20 protein-coding genes are annotated in these 21800 nt (G+C 66.0%); 13 read left to right on the plus strand and 7 right to left on the minus strand.

What is annotated here, in order from left to right; translation table 11 throughout:
• The first annotated feature begins 41 nt into the window (after positions 1–41).
• Together paaX and M2319_RS08885 are read left to right on the plus strand one after the other, a co-directional pair.
• Entirely contained in the window at positions 42–962 is a 921-nt protein-coding gene (gene paaX / locus M2319_RS08880; RefSeq protein ID WP_264601105.1) for a phenylacetic acid degradation operon negative regulatory protein PaaX, read from the plus strand.
• 113 nt (positions 963–1075) lie between these two features.
• Positions 1076–1774 (plus strand): RluA family pseudouridine synthase, encoded by a 699-nt coding sequence (locus M2319_RS08885; RefSeq protein WP_264601106.1) that lies wholly within the window; start codon positions 1076–1078, stop codon positions 1772–1774.
• Here M2319_RS08885 and M2319_RS08890 read toward each other — a convergent pair.
• From M2319_RS08890 to paaG, 5 genes are all read right to left on the minus strand, one after another.
• Positions 1771–2391, minus strand: coding sequence for a TetR/AcrR family transcriptional regulator (locus tag M2319_RS08890; protein WP_264601107.1), 621 nt, complete (start codon positions 2389–2391; stop codon positions 1771–1773). The two genes, M2319_RS08885 and M2319_RS08890, sit on opposite strands and share 4 nt — an antisense overlap.
• A gap of 58 nt (positions 2392–2449) precedes the next feature.
• Positions 2450–3760 carry a phenylacetate--CoA ligase PaaK gene (gene paaK / locus M2319_RS08895; RefSeq protein WP_264601108.1) on the minus strand — a complete coding sequence of 437 codons (1311 nt, stop codon included), beginning with the start codon at positions 3758–3760 and terminating at the stop codon, positions 2450–2452.
• A gap of 115 nt (positions 3761–3875) precedes the next feature.
• The gene (pcaF, locus tag M2319_RS08900) at positions 3876–5081 is read right to left on the minus strand and encodes a 3-oxoadipyl-CoA thiolase (RefSeq protein ID WP_264601109.1); all 1206 of its coding nucleotides are present in this window, start codon (positions 5079–5081) and stop codon (positions 3876–3878) included.
• Positions 5078–5488, minus strand: a complete 411-nt coding sequence (gene paaI, locus M2319_RS08905) for a hydroxyphenylacetyl-CoA thioesterase PaaI (protein ID WP_264601263.1) — start codon at positions 5486–5488, stop codon at positions 5078–5080. Before paaI ends, pcaF begins: the two co-directional genes overlap by 4 nt.
• Before the next feature lie 60 nt (positions 5489–5548).
• Entirely contained in the window at positions 5549–6349 is an 801-nt protein-coding gene (paaG, locus tag M2319_RS08910) for a 2-(1,2-epoxy-1,2-dihydrophenyl)acetyl-CoA isomerase PaaG (protein ID WP_264601110.1), read from the minus strand.
• Between the two features lie 285 nt (positions 6350–6634).
• Here paaG and paaN point away from each other — a divergent pair, with 285 nt between their 5' ends.
• The 9 genes from paaN to M2319_RS08955 all read left to right on the plus strand — a co-directional run bounded on the left by paaN (position 6635) and on the right by M2319_RS08955 (position 16718).
• Positions 6635–8296, plus strand: a complete 1662-nt coding sequence (paaN, locus tag M2319_RS08915) for a phenylacetic acid degradation protein PaaN (protein WP_264601111.1) — start codon at positions 6635–6637, stop codon at positions 8294–8296.
• Between the two features lie 106 nt (positions 8297–8402).
• Positions 8403–9560, plus strand: a complete 1158-nt coding sequence (locus M2319_RS08920; protein ID WP_264601112.1) for an ABC transporter substrate-binding protein — start codon at positions 8403–8405, stop codon at positions 9558–9560.
• A gap of 98 nt (positions 9561–9658) precedes the next feature.
• The gene (locus tag M2319_RS08925) at positions 9659–10531 is read left to right on the plus strand and encodes a branched-chain amino acid ABC transporter permease (protein ID WP_264601113.1); all 873 of its coding nucleotides are present in this window, start codon (positions 9659–9661) and stop codon (positions 10529–10531) included.
• Complete coding sequence (locus M2319_RS08930; RefSeq protein ID WP_264601114.1) at positions 10532–11500, plus strand: branched-chain amino acid ABC transporter permease; 969 nt, start codon at positions 10532–10534, stop codon at positions 11498–11500.
• The gene (locus tag M2319_RS08935) at positions 11497–12285 is read left to right on the plus strand and encodes an ABC transporter ATP-binding protein (protein WP_264601115.1); all 789 of its coding nucleotides are present in this window, start codon (positions 11497–11499) and stop codon (positions 12283–12285) included. Before M2319_RS08930 ends, M2319_RS08935 begins: the two co-directional genes overlap by 4 nt.
• Positions 12272–12973: an ABC transporter ATP-binding protein gene (locus M2319_RS08940; protein ID WP_264601116.1), complete on the plus strand. Its 702-nt coding sequence runs from the start codon at positions 12272–12274 to the stop codon at positions 12971–12973. Before M2319_RS08935 ends, M2319_RS08940 begins: the two co-directional genes overlap by 14 nt.
• A gap of 398 nt (positions 12974–13371) precedes the next feature.
• Positions 13372–14019, plus strand: coding sequence for an ABC transporter ATP-binding protein (locus M2319_RS08945; protein WP_319801775.1), 648 nt, complete (start codon positions 13372–13374; stop codon positions 14017–14019).
• Between the two features lie 3 nt (positions 14020–14022).
• Positions 14023–15270: a hypothetical protein gene (locus tag M2319_RS08950; RefSeq protein ID WP_264601117.1), complete on the plus strand. Its 1248-nt coding sequence runs from the start codon at positions 14023–14025 to the stop codon at positions 15268–15270.
• Between the two features lie 317 nt (positions 15271–15587).
• Complete coding sequence (locus tag M2319_RS08955; protein ID WP_264601118.1) at positions 15588–16718, plus strand: polysaccharide biosynthesis/export family protein; 1131 nt, start codon at positions 15588–15590, stop codon at positions 16716–16718.
• Between the two features lie 253 nt (positions 16719–16971).
• Here M2319_RS08955 and irrA read toward each other — a convergent pair whose 3' ends face one another.
• Complete coding sequence (irrA, locus tag M2319_RS08960) at positions 16972–17376, minus strand: iron response transcriptional regulator IrrA (protein WP_264601119.1); 405 nt, start codon at positions 17374–17376, stop codon at positions 16972–16974.
• A 202-nt stretch (positions 17377–17578) separates the two neighbouring features.
• Between irrA and M2319_RS08965 the strand changes: the two genes are divergently transcribed.
• Positions 17579–18883 (plus strand): RsmB/NOP family class I SAM-dependent RNA methyltransferase, encoded by a 1305-nt coding sequence (locus M2319_RS08965; protein WP_264601120.1) that lies wholly within the window; start codon positions 17579–17581, stop codon positions 18881–18883.
• A gap of 96 nt (positions 18884–18979) precedes the next feature.
• The gene (gene guaA, locus M2319_RS08970) at positions 18980–20527 is read left to right on the plus strand and encodes a glutamine-hydrolyzing GMP synthase (protein ID WP_264601121.1); all 1548 of its coding nucleotides are present in this window, start codon (positions 18980–18982) and stop codon (positions 20525–20527) included.
• Positions 20528–20606: 79 nt separating this feature from the next.
• On the opposite strand, the gene M2319_RS08975 is transcribed toward guaA, so the two are convergent.
• The gene (locus M2319_RS08975; protein ID WP_264601122.1) at positions 20607–21584 is read right to left on the minus strand and encodes a LysR family transcriptional regulator; all 978 of its coding nucleotides are present in this window, start codon (positions 21582–21584) and stop codon (positions 20607–20609) included.
• Between the last annotated feature and the right edge of the window lie 216 nt (positions 21585–21800).

Consider the following 21800-nt stretch of genomic DNA (forward strand, 5'->3'; position numbering starts at 1 on the left):
GAAGTGTTGCCAATCGGAACCGCTCGGCTTATCCACCGGTCATGCCCGACCGAGCGCTCGTTCCCGCCGAAACCGCCCCGCCGCTTCGACCCGAGGTCGAGGCGCTGATTTCGGCCTTTCACGCCAGGACGCCGATCCGCACCTGGTCTCTGATCGTCACGATCTATGGCGATGCCATCGTGCCCCGCGGGGGAACGCTGTGGGTCGGTACGCTGATTACGCTGATGCAGGCGGTTGGCGTCGCGCCCGGCCTGGTGCGCACGGCCGTCTCGCGGCTCAGCGCCGACGACTGGCTGACGCGGCACCGGATCGGGCGGCGCAGCTATTACGCGCTGTCGGCGCGCGGCCGCGATGCCTTTGCCGCGGCGACGGAGCGCATCTACAACGCGCCTGCGAACACCTGGAACGGACGGTTCCGCATCGCCGTCCTCGACGACGGCGGTGACCCGGACCGGGCGGCGGCACGAAAGCCGCTGGAAGAGGCCGGCTACGGGCTCCTGGCACCGATGGTGATGATCGCGCCGGAGGGGCGCGCGGGACCCGATCTCGGGCATTCCGACGCGCTCGTTCTCGACGCTGTTCCTGTCGACCCGGACGATGCGCGGCGGCTGGCGGCGCGGGTCTGGCCGCTGGACCGGATCGCCGGTGGCTATGAACGGTTCTGCGGACAGTTCGCCGATCTCGACGCGGCGCTTCAAGAGGGCGCCGAGTTCCCGCCGCTCGATGCGCTCCTTGCCCGCATCCTGATGATCCACGAATTCCGTCGCATCCTGCTCCGCGATCCGGCGCTGCCGGCGGAACTGCTGCCGGCAGACTGGCCGGGGGCAAGGGCGCGCGACATGAGCGGGCGCATCTACAGCGCTCTGGTCAGTGCTTCGGAGGCCTGGCTCGACGCCCATGCGGCCTCCGAGACCGGTCCGCTGCCGGCACCGGGCCCGCAGTTCCATAGCCGGTTCGCCTGAGGATGGCGGGAAGCGGAAAAGAGCGGGGAGGGCGACGACGACAGCGCCCGGGCCGCCAGACAGAACGGGCGGTCAGGCCGCCTGCCGACGATCTTCCGGCTACCAGCGAGCCCGTGGCCGAAGCGACCGATCCGCTCGGGCTTCTCGACCGGGTGCTCTATCGCGACGACCACGTCATTGTCATCGACAAGCCGGCCGGACTTGCCGTCCATGCCGGGCCGAAGGGCGGGCTGACGCTGGAGGACGGGCTGGAGGCGCTGCGGCTCGGCGGGCCGCGGCGGCCGGGCCTCGCCCACCGGCTCGACAAGGACACCTCCGGCTGCCTCGTCCTCGGCCGCGACCGGGAGACCCTCAACCGGCTCGGCCGCATGTTCCATTCCGGGCGGGTGCAGAAGACCTATTGGGCCGTCGTCGAGGGCCATCCGAAGACCGACCGAGGGCGCATCGCCCTCAATCTTTCCAAGCGCACCAAGGGCAGGGGCTGGTGGATGCGCGTCGATCCGAAGGGCCAGCCGGCCGAGACCTTTTTCACGGTGCTCGGCCGCTCCGACCGGTTTTCCTTTCTGGAGCTTTCCCCGAAGACCGGGCGCACGCACCAGCTCCGGGTCCATTGCGCGACCAAGGGCTGGCCGATCCTCGGCGATCCGATCTACGGCAAGGGCGTTGACGGCGGTCCGCGCCTGCACCTCCACGCGCGCTCCATCTCGGTGCCCGGTGGCAAGGGCCAGAAGGCGGTGACGGTCACGGCCCCGGTGCCGGAGGATATGGCGGCGGCCTTGAGGCTGTGCGGATGGGAGGGGGAGACCTCTTAATCCCCCCGCTTCAGGTGTTCCAGTTCGACGCCGGTCGCGCCTTCGATGACGAGCTGGGTGGCGAGGCGGGCGAAGTCGCGCCGGCTGATCGGACCGTCGGGCCGGAACCACAGGAACTGCCAGTTGAGCATGCCGAAGAGCGACATGGTCACGGGCTTGAGGAGCGGGTTGCCGCCGCCCAGCGAAGGGACGGCGCCGCGGATGCCGTCGGAGAAGATGGCAACGAGCGCGCGCTCCTTGGCCTTCAGTTCGTCCTGGCGGGCGTGGGGCAATCTCTTCAGGTCGTTGATCTGCACCTTGTGTTCGGCGTCGGCGTCGCGATAGGCCTCCAGCAGCGCGATGCAAAGTGCCTCCAGCCTTTCGCGGGGACTGGGATGGTCCTCGCCGACCTCGCCGACGGCCTGAAGCAGCCGCTCCAGATGGTCGTCGACGATGTCGAAGAGGACGGCTTCCTTGTTGTCGTAATAGTGGTAGAGCAGGGCCTTGGAGACGCCGCAGGCCTCGGCGATCTGGCTCATGGAGGTGCCGTCATAGCCGTGCTCGGCGAACAGCCGGGCCGCGGTCTGGTAGATCGCTTCGCGCTTTTCCGTGTGGTCCTGGGCGCGCGGTCTTGCCATGTCGGTCCTCGCTGTCTCGCCAATGGGGTGCGGCCCGGACGCGCCGGGCCGCCGTTGTTCAGGTTTTCGGGCGCTTGTCGATGACGCGGCGCGCCTTGCCGACCGAGCGCTCGATCGAATCGGGATCGGTGACGTTGATCCGTGCCGAAATGCCGACCACGGACTTGATGTGGTGGGCCAGTTCCTTCGCCGCGTCGGTGCGCCCGTCGCGGGTGACGTCGATGTCGCGGGCCTCGACGTTGACCGTGATGATGTCGAGCCGGCCGTCGCGGGTCAGGTCGATCTGGTAGTGGGGCGCCAGCGCCCGGCATTTCAGGATCTGCTCCTCGACCTGGGTCGGGAAGACGTTGACGCCGCGGATGATCATCATGTCGTCTGAGCGGCCGGTGACCTTTTCCATGCGCCGCATGGACCGTGCGGTGCCGGGCATCAGTCGCGTCAGGTCGCGGGTGCGGTAGCGGATGACGGGCATCGCCTCCTTGGTCAGCGAGGTGAAGACCAGTTCGCCTTCCTCGCCGTCCTCCTTCACCTCGCCGGTCAAGGGATCGATGATCTCCGGATAGAAGTGATCCTCCCAGATGTGGAGGCCGTCCTTGGTCTCCACGCATTCCTGGGCGACGCCCGGGCCGATCACCTCCGACAGCCCATAAATGTCGACCGCATGCATGTCGAAGGCGTCCTCGATCTCCCGGCGCATGGCGTCGGTCCAGGGTTCGGCGCCGAACAGGCCGACCTTCAGCGAGGTGTCGCGCGGATCGATCCCCTCGCGGCGGAACTCGTCGAGGATGGAGAGCATGTAGGACGGCGTCACCATGATCAGTTCCGGCCGGAAGTCGGTGATGAGCTGCACCTGGCGTTCCGTCATGCCGCCGGAGACCGGAATCACGGTGCAGCCGAGTTCCTCCGCGCCGTAATGGGCGCCGAGACCGCCGGTGAAGAGGCCGTAGCCATAGGCGACATGGGCCTTCCAGCCCGGACGCCCGCCGCCGGCGCGGATCGAGCGCGCGACCACTTCCGACCAGACATTAATGTCGTTCCGGGTGTAGCCGACGACGGTCGGCCGGCCGGTGGTGCCGGAGGAGGCATGGACGCGGGCGACCTTTTCCATCGGCACGGCAAAGAGGTCGAAGGGGTAGTTGTCGCGCAGGTCCTGCTTTTGCAGGAACGGAAACCGCGCGAGGTCGGCAAGGTCCTTCAGGTCGTCCGGATGGGCGCCGGCGGCGTCGAAGCTGGTCCTGTAGTGCGGCACGTTCTCATAGGCGTGGCGAAGGGTCCATTTCAGGCGATCGAGCTGCAGGGCGGCGATTTCGTCGCGCGAGGCGGTCTCGATCGGCGCAAGGGTGTCCCTTGCCGGCGTTAAATCTTCCACGGCGTTTCTCCCGTCTCTGGTCGGCCGCGTCGCCGGCTTTGCGGTGCGCGGGCCTTGTCGTTGTCGTTTCCGGTGCCGGACCGATCGTTGCCGGTCGCGGCGTTGTCGTTCGTCGTCAGGGGCGTTCCAGCATCAGGGCGATGCCCTGGCCGACGCCGATGCACATGGTGGCGAGCGCCCGGGTCGCATCGCGCTCGGTCATTTCGATTGCCGCGGTGAGCGCCAGGCGCGCACCGGACATGCCGAGCGGATGGCCGAGCGCGATGGCGCCGCCATTCGGATTGACGTACTCCACATCGTCGGGCAGGCCGAGACGGCGCAAGGTCGCGAGGGCCTGGGCGGCAAATGCCTCGTTGAGTTCGACGACGTCGATGTCGGTGATTTTCAGGCCGAGCCGGTCCAGCAGCTTCTCGGTCGCCGGGGCCGGGCCGATGCCCATGATGCGCGGCGGCACGCCGGCCGTCGCCATGCCGGTGACGCGGGCAATCGGCGTCAGGCCATAGGCCTTCACCGCCGCCTCCGAGGCAACCAGCAGCGCGGCGGCGCCGTCGTTGACGCCGGAGGCGTTGCCCGCCGTTACCGAGCCGCCGTCGCGGAAGGGCGTCGGCAGCTTGGCGAGCTGTTCCAGGGTGGTCGAGGGGCGCGGGTGCTCGTCGGTATCGACGACGATGGGGTCGCCCTTTCGCTGTGGGATCGTCACCGGGACGATCTCCTTGGCCATCCGGCCGCTTTCCATCGCCGCCTTGGCGCGCTGCTGGGAGCGGTATGCGAAGGCGTCCTGGTCGGCGCGGGAGATGTCGAAGTCTTCCGCGACGTTTTCTGCCGTCTCCGGCATGGAATCGATGCCGTATTGGGATTTCATCAGCCGGTTGACGAAGCGCCAGCCGATGGTGGTGTCGTGGATCTCGGCATTACGAGAAAAGGCGCTCGTTGCCTTGTTCATGACGAAGGGCGCGCGGGACATGGATTCCACGCCGCCGGCAATCACCACGTCGCATTCGCCGGCCTTGATGGACCGCGCGGCAATGCCGAGGGCATCCAAGCCGGAGCCGCAGAGCCGGTTGACCGTGGTGCCGGGTACCGTCTCCGGCAGTCCGGCAAGGAGGCCGGCCATGCGGGCGACGTTGCGGTTGTCCTCGCCGGCCTGGTTGGCGCAGCCGAAGATGATGTCGTCGATTCTATCCGCCGGCAGGCCGGGGACGGACTCCATCAGCGTCCTGATGACATGGGCAGCGAGGTCGTCGGGGCGCACGGGCGAGAGCGCGCCGCCATAGCGGCCGATGGGGGTGCGGATGCCCGCGCAGAGATAGGCTTCGCTCACTGGGGCGCTCCTTCGTCGCTTGCTGTGTTCACGAGGGTGCCCTTGATGGTGCGCGACAGGCCCCGGAATTCGGCAATCTTGCGGCCGTCAGACGTGGTGACGGAGATGTCGTAGATGCCGGAGCGGCCGCCGCGCGAACGCTCCTCGGCGCGGGCTATCAGCGTCTCGCCGCTATGGGCCGGGGCCATGAAATCGATGGAGCAGTGCTGGGCGACGGTTCGCTGGTTATAGGTATTGCAGGAATAGGCAAAGGCGGTGTCGGCGAGCATGAAGATGTAGCCGCCGTGGCAGATGTCGTGGCCGTTGACCATCGCCTCCGTCACCGTGAAGGTTGTCGTCGCCCGGCCGGGCGCCACGTCGGAGACGGTGACGCCGATCGCCTGGGCGGCCTTGTCGTCCGGCCACATGGCATCGGCGCAGGCGCGGGCAAGGACGTTGGGATCGCTGATATTCAAGGGGATTCTCCTTCAGCCCTTGCGGCGGCCGACGAAATTGGGGGGGCGCTTTTCCATGAAGGCGCGCACGCCCTCGGCATAGTCCGGGGTGCGGCCGGCCTTGCCCTGGAGGTCGCGCTCCAGGTCGAGCTGGGTGGCGAAGTCGTTGGTTTCCGAGGCATCGAGCGCCTGCTTGATGAGGTCGTAGCCGACAGTCGGGCCGGCCGCGAAGCGCTCGGCGAGGGCGGTGACTTCGGCCATCAGCGCGTCGTCGTCGACGGCCTTCCAGATCATCCCCCAGTCGGCGGCGGTCTCGGCGGTGAGCGGATCGCCGGTCAGCGCCAGGGCGCGGGCGCGGGCGGCGCCGGCAAGGCGCGGCAACGACCAGGTGCCGCCGGAATCGGGAATGAGCCCGATCTTGGCGAAGGCCTGGATGAATTTCGCGGATTTCGCCGCAATGACGATATCGCAGGCCAGTGCGATATTGGCGCCGGCGCCGGCGGCAACGCCGTTGACGGCGGCAATGGTCGGGAAGGGCAGGGCGCGCAGCTTCTTCAGGAGCGGATTGTAGTACGTCTCGATGGTGACCGAGAGGTTCGGCGGCTCCCCGCCCTCCGGCGTCACCCGGTCGGAAAGGTCCTGGCCGGCGCAGAAGCCGCGGCCGGCGCCGGTGATGACGAGTGCGCCGCAGGCCGCGTCCGCCTCGGCATCCGCAACGGCGGCAAAGAACGCCTTGTGCTGCGCTTCGTTGAAGGAGTTCAGACGGTCCGGCCGGTTGAGCGTGATGACGCGATAGCCCTCGCGCAGCTCCACCAGGATGGGTGTATCGTCCATGTCGTCGTGGTCCTCCCTGTTGCCGGCATGTCATGTTTCGCATGCCGTTTCGATGGCCCTTCTTTTTTCACGTTTGCGAAAATGAGGGCTTGACTGACCGTCCGGTCGGTAAATTATTATGGGCGGGACTTGAGGAAGTCAACACGGCGTCGCGGCGGTTGTGACGAAACGGCTCCGACCGGCGGAAACCAGCCGGGTTGCGGCTTCCTCACCGAGAAAAAAGGCCGCGCGGGCCGCCGCATTTCCGGCACTGCCCGACGACGCGCCGACAAAGGGAGAGACGGAATGCCGGCGTTTTTCGACACGCATCGCGACACCCTGGAAAAGGCCGTGGAGGCCGCAAAGACGCGCGGCTTCTGGACGCCCTATCCGGAGGTTCCCTCGAAGTCGGTCTATGGCGAGACCGCCAAGGAGGACGCCGAGGCCGCGTTCCAGGCGATGCTTGGTTCGCCGTTCGACCTCGTCCAGCCGAGCGATGCGGGTCTTGCCGGCAAGGAGGACTCGCCCTTCGGCCTTACCCTCGGCATCACCTATCCGGCGGCAACGACCGACACGCTGATTGCGGCGGCGAAATCCGCCGGCAAGGGCTGGGCGGCGGCGGGCGTTGAGGACCGCGTCGGCGTTGCGCTGGAAATCCTGTCGCGCATCAACGCGCAGACCTTCCTGATGGCCCACGCGGTGATGCACACCTCCGGCCAGTCCTTCATGATGGCGTTCCAGGCCGGCGGTCCGCACGCCCAGGACCGTGGCCTTGAGGCCGTCGCCTATGCGTATCACGAGATGTCGCTGGTGCCGGGCGCGGTGCGCTGGGAAAAGCCCCAGGGCAAGCACGGCCCGCTCGTCATGGACAAGACGTTCAAGGTGATCCCGCGCGGCATTGCGCTCGTCATCGGGTGCAGCACGTTCCCGACCTGGAACACCTATCCGGGGCTCTTTGCCAGCCTCGTCACCGGCAATCCGGTGATCGTCAAGCCGCATCCGAAGGCGATCCTGCCGCTGGCGCTGACGGTCAGGATCGGTCGTGAGGTGCTCGCGGAAGCCGGCTTCGATCCGAATGTGCTGCTGCTTGCCGTCGACGAGGCGGACGCGCCGATCACGCAGGAACTCGTCACCCATCCGGACATCGCCATCGTCGACTTCACGGGCTCGCCGGCCTTCGGCGCCTGGGTCCGCGAACACGGCGCCGGCAGGCAGGTCTTCACCGAGGAGGCCGGCGTCAACTCCATCGTCATCGACTCCACCGACAATTTCCGCGGCATGTGTGCCAACATCGCCTTTTCGCTGTCGCTCTATTCCGGCCAGATGTGCACCGCGCCGCAGAATATTTTTGTGCCGCGCGACGGCATCGAGACTGACGAGGGCACGAAGACCCTAGACGAGGTGGCCGCCGGCATCGCCGCTGCCGTCGACAAACTCCTCGGCGAGCCGAACCGTGCGCTCGGCATCCTCGGTGCGATCCAGAACCCGGCGACCACCGAGCGGGTTGCCGAGAGCCGCGGGCTCGGGCGCATCGTGCGCGATTCCGGGCCGGTGGATCCCGCGGTTGCCGGCGCGGCGCGCACGGCGACGCCGCTCATTCTCGCCGTCGACGGGTTCAACGAGGATACCTATCTGGCCGAACGTTTCGGGCCGATCTCATTCATCGTCGCGACGTCGACAACCGCGTCCGCGATTGCCCGGGCCGCAGGCTCGGCGAAATCGCGCGGCGCCATCACGGCGGCGATTTACTCGACCGACGAGGCGGTCATCGATGCTGCAAGCGAGGCCTTCGCCGATGCCGGCGTGCCGCTGTCGGTCAATCTGACGGGCGGCATCTACGTCAACCAGTCGGCCGCCTTCAGCGACTACCACGTGACCGGGGCCAACCCGGCCGGCAATGCGTGCCTGACCGATGCGGCGTTCGTCGCCAATCGGTTCCGCGTTGCCACGGTGCGCCGCCAGGCATAAAGCTCGGCGTACCCGCTTAAGACGATGCGCCGCACGGCTTTCGCCCCGGCGTGTCGCTAAAAATAAGACCAATAAAGTCCAATAACGGGCATTTGGGAGGAAAAAAATGACCCTGAAACTGACCAACCTTCTGGGAGCTGCCGCGGTGTCGGTCGCGGCACTGTCGCTGGGGGCCGTTACCGCTTCCGCCGACACGATCAAGATCGGCACGGTGCTTTCGGCCACCGGTCCGGCGTCGTTCCTCGGCGATCCGGAGATGAAGACGCTCGAACTCTACGTCAAGGAGATCAACGCGGCCGGCGGCGTCGACGGCAACGAGATCGAACTCGTCGCCTATGATTCCGGCGTCGACGCCAACCAGGCGCGCACCTTCGCGACCCGGCTCGTCGAAGAGGACGAGGTCGTCGCGGTCGTCGGGGGCTCGACCACCGGCACCACCATGGCGATGATCCCGGTCTTCGAGGAGGCCGAAATTCCGTTCATTTCGCTCGCCGGCGCCGTCGTCATCATCGACCCGGTGAAGAAATGGGTGTTCAAGACCCCGCACACCGACAAGATGGCCTGCGAGAAGATCTTCGAGGACATGCAGACGCGGGGCATCTCCAAGGTCGGCATGATTTCCGGCACCGGCGGCTTCGGCAAGTCGATGCGCGACCAGTGCATGGCGGTTGCCGGCAACTACGATGTGGAGATCGTTGCCGACGAGACCTACGGCGCCAAGGATTCCGACATGACGCCGCAGCTCACCAACATCAAGAACACCGAGGGGCTTGAGGCCGTCGTCAATCCCGGCTTCGGCCAGGGTCCGGCGATCGTCACCCGCAACTATAAGCAGCTCGGCATCGAGGTTCCGCTCTACCAGAGCCACGGCGTTGCCTCCAAGAGCTTCATCGAGCTTGCCGGCGATGCCGCCGAGGGCGTCCGCCTGCCGGCCGCAGCGCTGCTGGTTGCCGACAAGCTGCCGGACGACGATCCGCAGAAATCCGTCGTCGTCGGCTACAAGGAGAAGTACGAGGGCGCCACGGGTGAGCCCGTCTCGACCTTCGGCGGCCACGCCTATGACGGCCTGATGATGCTGGTCGAGGCGATCAAGCGCGCCGGCTCGGCCGATCCGGCGGCGATTCGCGACGAGATCGAGAAGACCTCCGGCTTCATGGGGACGGCCGGTGTCGTCAACATGAGCGCGGACGACCATCTCGGCCTCGACCTGACGGCCTTCAGGATGCTGGAAGTCAAGAACGGCGACTGGACGATCGCCGAATAGCCCCCAGGGGCCATCTCGCGGGCCGGCGCCTTCACCAGCCGTCGGCCCGCGGTTTTCCTTGGCATTTCCGCAATCCGCTTTTCCGTAAGGGGGAAGAGATGGCCGAATTCCTGCAATTCGCCTTCTCCGGCCTGACCGTTGGCGCCGTCTATGCGCTCGTCGCGCTCGGCTTCACGATCATCTACAACGCCTCCGACGTGGTGAATTTCGCGCAAGGCGAGTTCGTCATGATCGGCGGCATGGCGACGGTGTTCCTGACCGCCCTCGGTGTGCCGATCCCGGTCGCCGTCGTGCTGGCGATCCTCGGGGCCGTCGGCGTCGGCCTCCTGCTGCACCGGCTCGCCATCGAGCCGGCGCGCGGGGCCTCGTCCGTCACGCTCATCATCATCACGATCGGCGCCTCGATCTTCCTGCGCGGCCTTGCCCAGGTGGTGTTCGACAAGCAGTTCCATACGCTTGCGGCCTTCTCCGGCGACACGCCGATCGTCGTCGGCGGAGCCTCGATCCTGCCCCAGAGTTTCTGGGTGATGGGCGGCGCCGTCGTCATCGTCGTTCTCCTGTGGGCGTTCTTCAACCACACGCTGATCGGCAAGGCGGTGCTTGCCACCTCGGCCAACCGGCTGGCGGCAAAGCTCGTCGGCATCAATACCGGCATGATCATGAGCCTTGCCTTTGCACTGTCGGCCGCCATCGGCGCCGTCGCCGGCGTGCTCGTCACGCCGATCACGCTGACCAGCTACGACGTCGGTACGCTGCTGGCCCTGAAGGGCTTTGCCGCGGCGATGCTCGGCGGCATGGGCCACCCGCTCGGCGCGGTCGTCGGCGGGCTCGTCGTCGGGCTGCTGGAAGCCTTCGGCGCCGGCTATCTCTCGTCGGACTACAAGGACGCGATCGCCTTCGTCGTCATTCTGCTAACCCTCTTCGTGCTGCCGACCGGGCTGTTCGGGCGGGCCAGCGTGGAGCGCGTCTAGATGTCCGCACTCCTCAACCATCGCCTCGCCGTGCCGGCCGTGCTCATTGTCTTCGTCGCGCTGTTGCCGCTGGTGCTGCCGTCGAGCTTTTACCTGCGCATCGCGACGCTGGTCTGGATCTCGGCCTTTGCCGTCATCGGGCTCAACCTGTTGATGGGCTATGCCGGCCAGGTCAGCCTCGGCCATGCCGGCTTCTTCGGCATCGGCGCCTATGCGGCCGCAGTCCTGCCGGCGCAGCTTGGCGTTCCCGGCATTTTGGCCGTCGTCATCGGCGCCATCGTCTCTGCGCTCATCGCCTATCTGGTCGGCCGGCCGATACTGCGCCTCAAGGGGCACTATCTCGCCGTCGCGACCCTCGGCTTCGGCATCCTCGTTGCCATGGTCATCAACAACGAGGCCTGGGTCACGGGCGGTCCGGACGGCATGACCGTTGCCGCCCTCGGCATCAAGAAGCTTCTGAAATCCGCCTTCGGGCTGAAGGTGAAGACGGCCGAGCTCTGGTACTGGATCGCGGGGGCCATGCTCGTCGTCGGCGCCTGGGTCGCCGTCAACCTTGTCGATTCGCCGACGGGGAGGGCGCTGCGCGCCGTCCACGATTCGGAGATCGCGGCCCGGGTCGCCGGCATCGACGTTGCCCGCATGAAGCTCGTCGTCTTCGTCGTCTCGGCCGTCTATGCCGCGCTCGCCGGCTCGGCCCTGGCGCTTTTCAACGGCTTCATCACGCCGGATACGGCCGGGTTCCTGCATTCCATCGAACTCGTCACCATGGTGGTGCTCGGCGGTATGGGGTCGATCCTCGGCTCTGTCGTCGGCGCCGCGGTCCTCGTCGTGCTGCCCCAGCTCCTGACCATGTTCCATGACTACGAGCACCTGTTGCTCGGCCTCCTGATGATGGTCTTCATGATCTTCCTTCGGGCGGGGATCGTGCCAGGGCTGCGCAGTCTCATTGCGGGGAGGGGTGCGGCATGAGCATCCTTTCCGTGGAAGACCTCGGCATCGAGTTCGGCGGCCTCAAGGCCGTCGACAATGTCAGCTTTGCCGTCAATGCCGGCGAGGTGTTCTCCATCATCGGCCCGAACGGGGCCGGCAAGACGACGCTCTTCAATCTCATTTCCGGCGTCTACACCCCGAAGCACGGCAAGGTGCTCCTGGAAGGCCGGGACGTCACCGGCGTCGGTCCCCATCTGCTTGCCCGCCGCGGCCTGTCGCGCACCTTCCAGAACCTGCAGATCTTCTTTCGCATGACGGCGCTGGAAAACGTCATGGTCGGCTGCCATCGCCACGAGAAAATGAACGTATTCGCCCATCTTTTGGCGCTGCCTTCCGTTGCCCGCCAGAACGCGGCGACGCGCGACGCGGCGCTGAAGCTGTTGTCGCGCGTCGGCCTTGCCGCCTATGCCGACACGGCCGCCGGGTCCATGCCCTATGGCGCGCTGAAGCGGCTGGAGATCGCCCGCGCCCTTGCCGCCGATCCGAAGGTACTGTTGCTCGACGAGCCCGCCGCCGGCTGCAACCCGGTCGAGACGGAGGAGATCGATGCGCTCATCCACCAGATCGCCCGGGACGGCGTCACCGTCGTCCTTGTCGAACACGACATGAAGCTCGTCATGCGCATTTCCGACCGGCTGCACGTCCTCGACTATGGCCGCACGCTGGCCGAGGGGACGGCCGAGACCGTGCGCCGGAACCCGGACGTCATCGCCGCCTATCTCGGCAGCCACGGATCGAAGGAGGCCGCCCGTGCTTTCGGTTGAGGGGCTCGGCTCGGCCTATGGCCGCATCGAGGCGCTGCACGGCGTCAACGTCGCCGTCGATGCCGGCGAGATCGTCTCGCTCGTCGGCGGCAACGGCGCCGGCAAAACGACGCTGTTGCGTGCCATCTCCGGCGTGCAGCCGGTAACGAAAGGCAAGGTGCTCTTTGAGGGCGTGGACGTTACCCGGCTCGGGCCGCACCGGCGCGTCGAGAGCGGCATCGCCCAGGTGCCGGAGGGCCGGCAGATCTTCGGCTCGCTGACGATCGAGGATAATCTCCGCCTCGGCGCCTACCGACGCAACCGCGGCGAGACGTCGGCGTTCCTCGAGCGGGTCTACGACAGCTTCCCGGTTTTGCGCGAACGGCGCCAGTCGCTCGCCGCCGGCCTTTCCGGCGGCCAGCAGCAGATGCTGGCGATCGGCCGGGCGCTGATGAGCGATCCGAAGCTCCTTCTCCTCGACGAACCGTCGATGGGGCTTGCGCCGATCCTGGTCGACAGGATCTTCGAGGCGATCACCCGGCTGCGCGATGCCGGGACCACGGTGTTCCTGGTCGAACAGAACGCCTTTGCCGCGCTCAGCATCGCCGACCGCGGCTATGTCATCGAGACCGGCGACATCACGCTCACCGGCCCTGCCTCAGATCTGATGCGCGACGAGCGCGTCCGCGAGGCCTATCTCGGCGTCTGAGGAGCGCCGGGCGAACCGCCTCCCGTGCCGATTGCTGCATGTGAAAGACTCGCTCCGGCGGCCGCGACGGTGGACGGGCGGGCCGGTAATGTTGTAATCCTTTCTTTGGGTTCTCGTGGTTTGGTGCCTTGGCGACTGCCATCGTAAGGTCATGATCGTCTGGCGAATATGCGATCGGCATCATCCACAGACTGTACTCCAAGGGGGCATTTTTGGCCGACGCGATCGTTGAAAGCGCCAGGAATCATGCGACGCGCCTGTTCCAGAGCGGCGTCGAAAGGCTGGCGCCGCTCGCCGAAAAGCGTGCCGTCATCGGCGACAAGGTGGGCGCCAAGGTGGGCGCACTGGCCGGCAGGATCGGTGCGCTGGCCCCCGCACGCGCCGAGCGCGAGCAATATATCGTCGAATTCGACGGGGTGACGAAGACCTATCGGACCAAGAAGGGCACCAAGACGATCCTTCGCGACGCCGACTTCAAGGTCAAGCGGGGGCGCAGCCTCGCCATCCTCGGCAAGAACGGTACCGGCAAGTCGACGCTGCTGCGCCTGCTCGCCGGCGTCGAACATCCGACGGAGGGCTCGATCCGGCGCGGCGGCCGGGTGTCGTGGCCGCTCGGCTTCGGCGGCGGCTTCGCGAGCGACATCTCGGCGCGGGAAAACTGCATCTTCATCAGCCGCATCTACAACGCCGATCCGCAGGAAGTGATCACGTTCGTCGAGGATTTCGCCGAGCTCGGCAATTATTTCGACATGCCGGTGAAGACCTATTCGTCGGGCATGAAGGCGCGGCTCGCCTTCGGCATGAGCATGGCGATCGAGTTCGACTGCTACCTGATCGACGAGCTCACCGCGGTCGGCGACAAGCGCTTCCGGGACAAATGCCATGCGGAGTTTTCCGCCCGGCGCGAGACGGCCGACGTCATCATGATTTCGCACTCCGTACAGACGATCATATCCTACTGCGATACCGCGGCGGTCTTGAACAACGGCCGGCTGGAGTTCTATGACGATCTCCACGAGGCGATCGAAATCTACAAGGCCCTTTAGCTCATGCTGGAAATCCCCAATTCTGCCGACAGGCTGAAACGGCTGGCACTGGACCCTTCGGTCTTCACCACCGAGGCCAAGAAGAAAGACGACGCGCAGATGAAGCCGGAACGCAAGCGCTCCGGCCGCAAGATCCAGCGCAAGAAAAAGCCGCGCCTTTCGGTCAGCAAGTCGCTGGCGCTGTTCGTGCTCGTGCCGGGGCTGCTCGCCGCGATCTATTTCTTCCTCATCGCCTCCGATCAGTATGCGGCCGAGGCCCGGTTCGCGATCCGCAGCGCCGAATCCGGCGGCGGCACGGACGTCATCGGCGGCCTGCTCGCCGGCGTCGGCAGCACCTCGTCGACGGCATCGGACGCCTATATCGTCACGGAGTACATCTATTCGCGCGAACTCGTCGACGAGCTCGACGAGGCAATCAACCTGCGCCAGATCTACAATCGGGACGAGGCCGACTTCATTGCCCGGGCCGGCGCCGACCGGTCCGTGGAGTCCTTCATGGACTACTGGAAGAGCATGGTCAGCGTCTATTTCGATTCGACCGAAGGGATCATCCTTCTGGAAGTGCGGGCGTTTACGCCGGCCGATGCCAAGCTGGTCGCCGAGAATGTGATTGCCCGCAGCGAACGGCTGATCAACGAGCTCTCCCGGAAAATGCGCGATGACGCGGTCAACGAGGCTCGCTCCGAAGTGGCGCGGGCCGAAAACCGGCTGCGCCTGGCGCGCGTCGCGATTTCCCGTTTCCGCGAGGTGAGCAAGATCATCGATCCGTCGCTCACGGCCAAGACCGAGCACGCCATCGTTTCCTCGCTGGAGGGCCAACTGGCCAAGCGGGAAACGGAATTGAGCACGGCCCTGATGTCGATGGGCGATACGGCGCCGCGCGTCATCCATATGCGGACCCAGATCGAGGCGTTGAAGAAGCAGATTCTCGACGAACGGACGAAGCTGGCGCTTCGCGATTCGACGGGCGGTGAGTCGCTGAACGAGAACCTGAAGCGCTACGAGGAACTGGTCACGGAGCAGGAGTTCGCCCAGAAGGCCTATGTGTCGACCCTGGCATCGCTGGAGCGTGCGCGAATCGAGGCCGACCGGCAGCAGCGCTATCTGGCGGTGTTCGTCAATCCGCGGCTGCCGCAGGACGCGCTCTATCCGGAGCGCCTGCGCTGGACGCTGATCATTTTCGGCGGCGCCTTCCTGATCTGGGGTGTCGGCTCGCTGGCGATCGCGAGTATCCGCGATCACATGATTTAACCGCCCGCCGTCCGGCGTTTCTGGACAGGCGGTTCATATGGCATTTACCTTTTCCCTTCACCGCATGCTAACCAGGATGCGGCGACACTGGGTACGGGGACCATGGCTGGCGCATCGCGTTTTTTTAAAAAAATGCCTTGCGACTATCCGAAAATGACCGTCTCTTCCGACTTGCGGACGCGGCGGCAAAGGGGACTGGCGCAATGGTGTGGCGCCACTGCAACGGGGATCTCGGAAACCCGTCCGACTAATTTCGCGGATATGGCGGATGCGCCATGACGATGGTAAGCAACTGCGTGCAATAACGACATAAACCCATGCATCACAAACTCCTTTTCGCGCTTGCCATTGTCGGATTTCTGGGCGGCTGTTCGGGGCTTCCGAGCGAAGGTCCGTCGGCGATGGATATCAGCGCGGAAGACATCGAGTCGCTGCCGCAGACGGAATACATTTTCGTCACCATCGACGCCAACAGCGCGAACGTGGCCGGCCAGTACCGGCTGACGGAATTCTCCCGCAATTTCAAGGTCGGCGCGCCGGGTAACGGCCAGCGCCTCGGCGTCGGCGACCGCATCTCCGTGGCAATCTGGGAAGCGGGCGAGGACGGCCTGTTCTCCACGGAGAACGGCAAGAAGACGACCGTCGATGCCATCGTGGACGAGAACGGCATGATCTTCATTCCCTATGCCGGACGGATGCGGGTGGCGGGGCGGACCGTGGAGACGGTGCGCCAGAACATCGAGGCCAACCTCGTCGACAAGGCGATCCAGCCGCAGGTGCTGGTGTACGTGAAGGGGAATGTCAGCAACAGCGCGGTGATCGTCGGCGACATCTCCAAGCCGGGCCGCTATCCGATCTCGCTGCGCGGCACGCGGATTCTCGATCTGATCGCCGGCGCGGGCGGCTCGAAATACCCGACCTACGAGACGGTGGTGACGCTGAAGCGCAAGGATCGCACCGCGACCACCGTGCTTGAGAACCTTTTCGACTATCCGGGCAACAACATCTTCCTGTCGCCGAACGACAATATCCTCCTGGCCCACGCACCGCGCACCTTCACGGCGTTCGGCGCGGTCGAGACCACCAAGGAGTATCCGTTCGAATCGCGGACCATCACGCTGGCCGAGGCTCTGGCCCGGGCCGGCGGCCTCGACGACAAGCGGGCCGACGCCGGCGGCGTGTTCCTGTTCCGCTTCGAGGACGTGGAAGTGGCGCGGCAGCTCAGCGACAAGGTCGATGAGCAGGCCGTTTCCGGCTACAAGGTGCCCGTCGTCTACCGGCTCAACTTCAAGGATCCGAAGGCCTTCTTCTACGCCCGGTATTTCGAGTTGCGCGACAAGGACATCCTCTATGTCGCCAACCATCCGACGGCAGAATTCGGCAAGTTCCTGAACATCATCCAGCCCGGTATTTCCTCGGCGCGCTCGGTTGACCTGATCACCCGCTAGAAGCGTATTCCCGAAAAGCGGGAACCGGTTTTCGGACCGGAATACGCGTAAGAACAAGACATTAGAGCGTTTTGGGCGATTTCCGTAGTCGCATGAAACGCTCTAAAGGCGGTGTCGCAGACCGAAGCTGCCGCTGCCCGGTCGTCGACCGGGGTGATGTGGGCGTGTCGTGAGATCGGGGCCGCGCGGGCGCAAGCGCCGGCCGGGGCCGGCCGCGCAATGCGATCCTGGTCGGGAAAACGTTCGGGAAGGTTTACTTGTTGCCGACGCGCACGACGATATCCACCGAGCGGATGGTCTCACCGTCTCCCAGGGGCGGGAGCTTGTCGGTGTCGATCGCCATCATCGGCAGGTCGACCAGGCGATGGTCGTCCTCGTTGTAGATGTGGTGGTGATCGTCCGTGTTGGTGTCGAAAAAGGTGCTGGAGTTGTCGATGACGATGCGCTTCAGGAGGCCGGCCGCGCAGAACTGGTTGAGGGTGTTGTAGACGGTTGCCTGGGAAACGCGCACGCGCGAGCGCCGCGCCGTTTCCATGACGTCGTCGGCGGTGACGTGCTTGGTCGGGCCGTCGAAAAGAAGGCCGGCAATGGCGACGCGTTTCTCGGTCGGCTTGAGACCGGCCTTGCGCAACAGGCGCTCAAGGGCAAGGCGCTGCATGGGAGACTCCCGATTTATACCTAGGAAATAATTTTAGAAGCATTCTTGTTTATTACAAGGGCAAAGTTAGTCGGTGCCCATTTCACGGGCGCTGCAGTGTTTTCCCATCGCTGGTGTGCCGATTTTCAAAGAAGCTTCTTGACCGGACCCGGTGTCGACGTGGATACCGGCGATCTCCACACCATTCAAGACAGGAACCGGCATGAAGGACGGCGGCCGCCTGACGGCGGCGATAGAGATCATCGACGACATCTTCTCGCGGCGCCGCCCGGCGGCCGATGCGCTGAAGGACTGGGGCCTTGGCCACCGCTTCGCCGGCTCCGGCGACCGGGCGGCGATCGGCAATCTCGTTTTCGACGTGCTGCGGCGGCGGCTGTCGCTGGCCTGGCGCATGGGCGACGAGAGCGCCCGGTCCCTGGTGCTCGGCGCCTACGGGACGATGTGGCGGCGCGACATCGCAGACCTCGATGCGGTGCTCAGTGACGACCGCCATGCGCCGGAGCCCTTGAGCGATGGCGAGCGGGCGGCGCTCTCGGGTGATGTCCCCGAGGGCGCGCCGGACCATATGCGGGCCGACGTGCCGGAGTGGCTGTGGCCGGAATTCGTCGCCGCCTTCGGGGAGCGCGCCGTCGAGGAGGGCAGGGCGCTCGCCGGGCGGGCGCCGCTCGACCTGCGCGTCAACACGCTGAAGGCGGACCGGGAGAAGGTCGCCAAGGCACTTGCGCGCTTCGACGCCGCAGAGACGCCGCTGTCGCCCGTCGGCCTTCGCATCGCCGCGCCGGAGGGGCCGAAGCGGCTGCCCCATGTGCAGTCGGAGGACGCCTTCAGGAAGGGCTGGTTCGAGGTCCAGGACGAGGCGAGCCAGCTTGCCGCACTGCTTGCGGGTGGGCTCGGCGGCGGCCAGTCGGTGGATTATTGCGCCGGCGCTGGCGGCAAGACCCTGGCGCTTGCCGCCCAGTCCCGCAATGCCGGCCAGATCTACGCCCACGACGCCGACCAGCGGCGCTTCGGCGACATCCGCGAACGGCTGAAGCGGGCGGGCGTGCGAAATGTCCAGCTCCGGGGACCCGACGGCGACACGCTCGCCGACCTCGAAGGTCGCGCCGATACGGTGCTGGTCGATGCGCCCTGCACGGGCACCGGCACCTGGCGCCGGCGGCCGGACGCCAAATGGCGGGTCGCACCGGGGGCTCTGGAACTGAGGATCGCGGAGCAGGAACAGGTGCTCGCCGAGGCCGCCCGGCTGGTCAAGCCCGGCGGCCATCTGGTCTATGCCACCTGCTCGCTGCTTGCCGCCGAAAACGAAGGCCGCATCGCGGCCTTTCTCGACGCCAATCCCGGGTTCAGGCTGACGGCGCCGGCGGATGCCTGGCTGGCGGCGACCGGCGCAGCGATGCCGGATGGGATCGGGGTCACTCTCAAGGACCGCGGCGAGGTCGCGCGACTCACGCCGGCGACGACGGAGACGGACGGGTTCTTCGTCGCTCTGATGCAGCGGGCCGAATGACCAACGAGGCCTTTCATACCGCACTGCGGAAACAAAACGGGTGACGGCAGGGCCGCCGGTCTTGCGGACGGGCACAAGCTCGCTTATGCGATGTCCATGACAGACACCGTTCTTGTGATCGATTTCGGCTCCCAGGTGACGCAGCTGATTGCGCGTCGCGTGCGCGAGGCCGGGGTCTACTCCGAAATCGTCCCGTTCCAGAGTGCCGGTGAGGCGTTCGAGCGGCTGAAGCCGAAGGGCGTTATCCTGTCCGGCGGGCCGGCTTCGGTGCTGGACGAGAACGCGCCGTCGGCGCCGCCCATTGTCTTTGAGGCGGGCCTTCCGATCCTCGGCATCTGCTACGGCCAGCAAACCACCTGCCTGCAGCTCGGCGGCATGGTCGAAGGCGGCCACGCGGCGGAGTTCGGACGCGCCTTCGTCGAAATCCACGAGCCCTCCACGCTTTACGAGGGCATCTGGTCGGTCGGCGAGCGGCACCAGGTTTGGATGAGCCATGGCGACCGGGTGACAAGGCTGCCGGAGGGCTTTGCGGTGCGCGCCACCTCGCCGAACGCGCCCTTTGCCGTCGCCACCGACGAGGACCGGAAAATCTACACCACGATGTTCCATCCGGAGGTCTATCACACCCCGGACGGGGCGGCGCTGCTGAAGCGCTTCGTGGTCGATATCTGCGGCTGCAAGGCCGACTGGACGATGGCCGCGTTCCGCGATGAAGCGATCGCAAAGGTTCGCGCCCAGGTCGGCGACGGAAGGGTGATCTGCGGGCTGTCCGGCGGGGTCGATTCCTCCGTCGTCGCGGTGCTGCTGCACGAGGCGATCGGCGAGCAGCTCACCTGCATCTTCGTCGACCACGGCTTGATGCGCCTCAACGAGGCCCAGGAAGTCGTCGGCCTGTTCCGGGACCACTACAACATCCCGCTCGTCCATGTGGATGCGGCCAATACCTTCATCGGCGCGCTTGAAGGCGAGAGCGACCCGGAGACCAAGCGCAAGACCATCGGCCGGCTGTTCATCGAGGTGTTCGAGGAAGAGGCCAGGAAAATCGGCGGCGCGGAGTTCCTGGCGCAAGGGACGCTCTATCCGGACGTCATCGAGAGCGTTTCCTTCACCGGCGGGCCGTCGGTGACGATCAAGTCGCACCACAATGTGGGCGGCCTGCCGGAGCGCATGAACATGAAGCTCGTGGAGCCGCTCCGCGAGCTCTTCAAGGACGAGGTGCGCGCGCTCGGCCGCGAGCTCGGCCTGCCGGAGGCTTTTGTAGGTCGCCATCCGTTCCCCGGGCCGGGGCTCGCCATCCGCTGTCCCGGCGGCGTCAGCAAGGAAAAGCTCGACATATTGCGCCAGGCCGACGCCATCTATCTCGACGAGATCAGGAAGGCCGGGCTCTATGACGCGATCTGGCAGGCCTTTGCCGTGCTCCTGCCGGTGCAGACGGTCGGCGTCATGGGCGACGGGCGGACCTACGAATTCGTCTGCGGCCTCAGGGCCGTCACCTCCGTCGACGGCATGACGGCGGACTTCTTCCATTTCGACATGGAATTCCTCGGCCGGGTTTCCGCCCGCATCGTCAACGAGGTCCGCGGAATAAACCGCGTCGTCTACGACGTCACCTCGAAGCCGCCGGGGACCATCGAGTGGGAATGATCTCTGCCCGCACCGTCTCCGAGGTGCGGATGAAACGGGCATGGCGGCAAAGCCGGCCTCTGCCGGCGACGCCCGCTCTCTAGGCGTCGGCGGTCGTTCTTGCCGCCATTGAACTCTGCGGGCACTCTTCGCTCGACAATCTTTCCCCTGTGCCCACGATGCCGTCTACCGAACGCAGAGCCGGGACCGCGAAGTCGGTGAACGCGCGCACGACCGGCCGCATGAAACGGACGGACGGATAGGCAAGGAACGCCTCCGTCGGCCTGACCTCATAGTCCGGCAGGATGCGCACGAGGCGCCCTCCCGCAAGCTCGTCGTTGACGAGAAGCTGTTGCACCGGACCGGCGGCGTGGCCCTTGATCAGCGTTGCGGCGATGACGTCGGCGTTATTGGTGCGCAGGACGGCGCGAACCGGAACATCAACCAGCCCGCCGTCGCGATGCCGGAGCGGGAGGACGTCGCGCGAGGCGAGGAGGGCAGCATTGGTGATGATGCCGACCTCCGACAGGCGCTCTACGGTGTCGATCGGGCCAAACCGGTCCAGAAAATCCGGCGAGGCGACGAGAATGCGCCGGACCGAGCCGAGACGGCGGATGATGAGGTCCTGGTCGACCGGGCGGCCGTATTTGATCGCGAGATCGAAATTCTCGTAGACGAGGTCGACGTCACGATTGTCGAGCACCAGATCCGCCGTGACATCGGGATGGCGCCGCTGGAAGGCCATGACGATGCCATGGAGGTGCTTCGCCCCGAGGCATGATGGCGCGTGAACGCGCAGATTTCCTTCCACCGCGCCCATGTCGCGACGAACGCCTTCAAGCGCTGCCTCGATCGTGGCCAGCGCCTCGCGGCTGGTGTCGTAGAGGGCCTGGCCCTCGGGGGTGGTCCGCACGATTCGCGCCGAGCGCTCGAGCAGGCGCGCGCCGACATGGCGTTCCAGATTGCGCAGATGCTTCGTGACGCCGGGTTGGGAGACCCCGAGATCGCGTGCGGCGGCGGTCACGGAGCCGCGCTCGACGGTGCGGATGAAGGCTCTCAGCGCGGCGGCGATATCCATCGGTTCTGACCTCGATTTCTCCAAGCCTGCGGGCGACTCGAAGCGGCGTCCGCGGCATCCGCCCGCCGAATGGGCCGACCCCGTTCGCCACCGCCTGCTTGATCGCGCGATTCGATCATAACTAATGGCTATGAGATCAATTACACCATAACGTATGGACGCACCTCATGCCATCTGTTTCTGATCGCAGGGATTTTTGGCTCACATGAGGTGCGA

The organism is Rhodobium gokarnense, assembly GCF_025961475.1.
Lineage (GTDB): Bacteria > Pseudomonadota > Alphaproteobacteria > Rhizobiales > Rhodobiaceae > Rhodobium > Rhodobium gokarnense.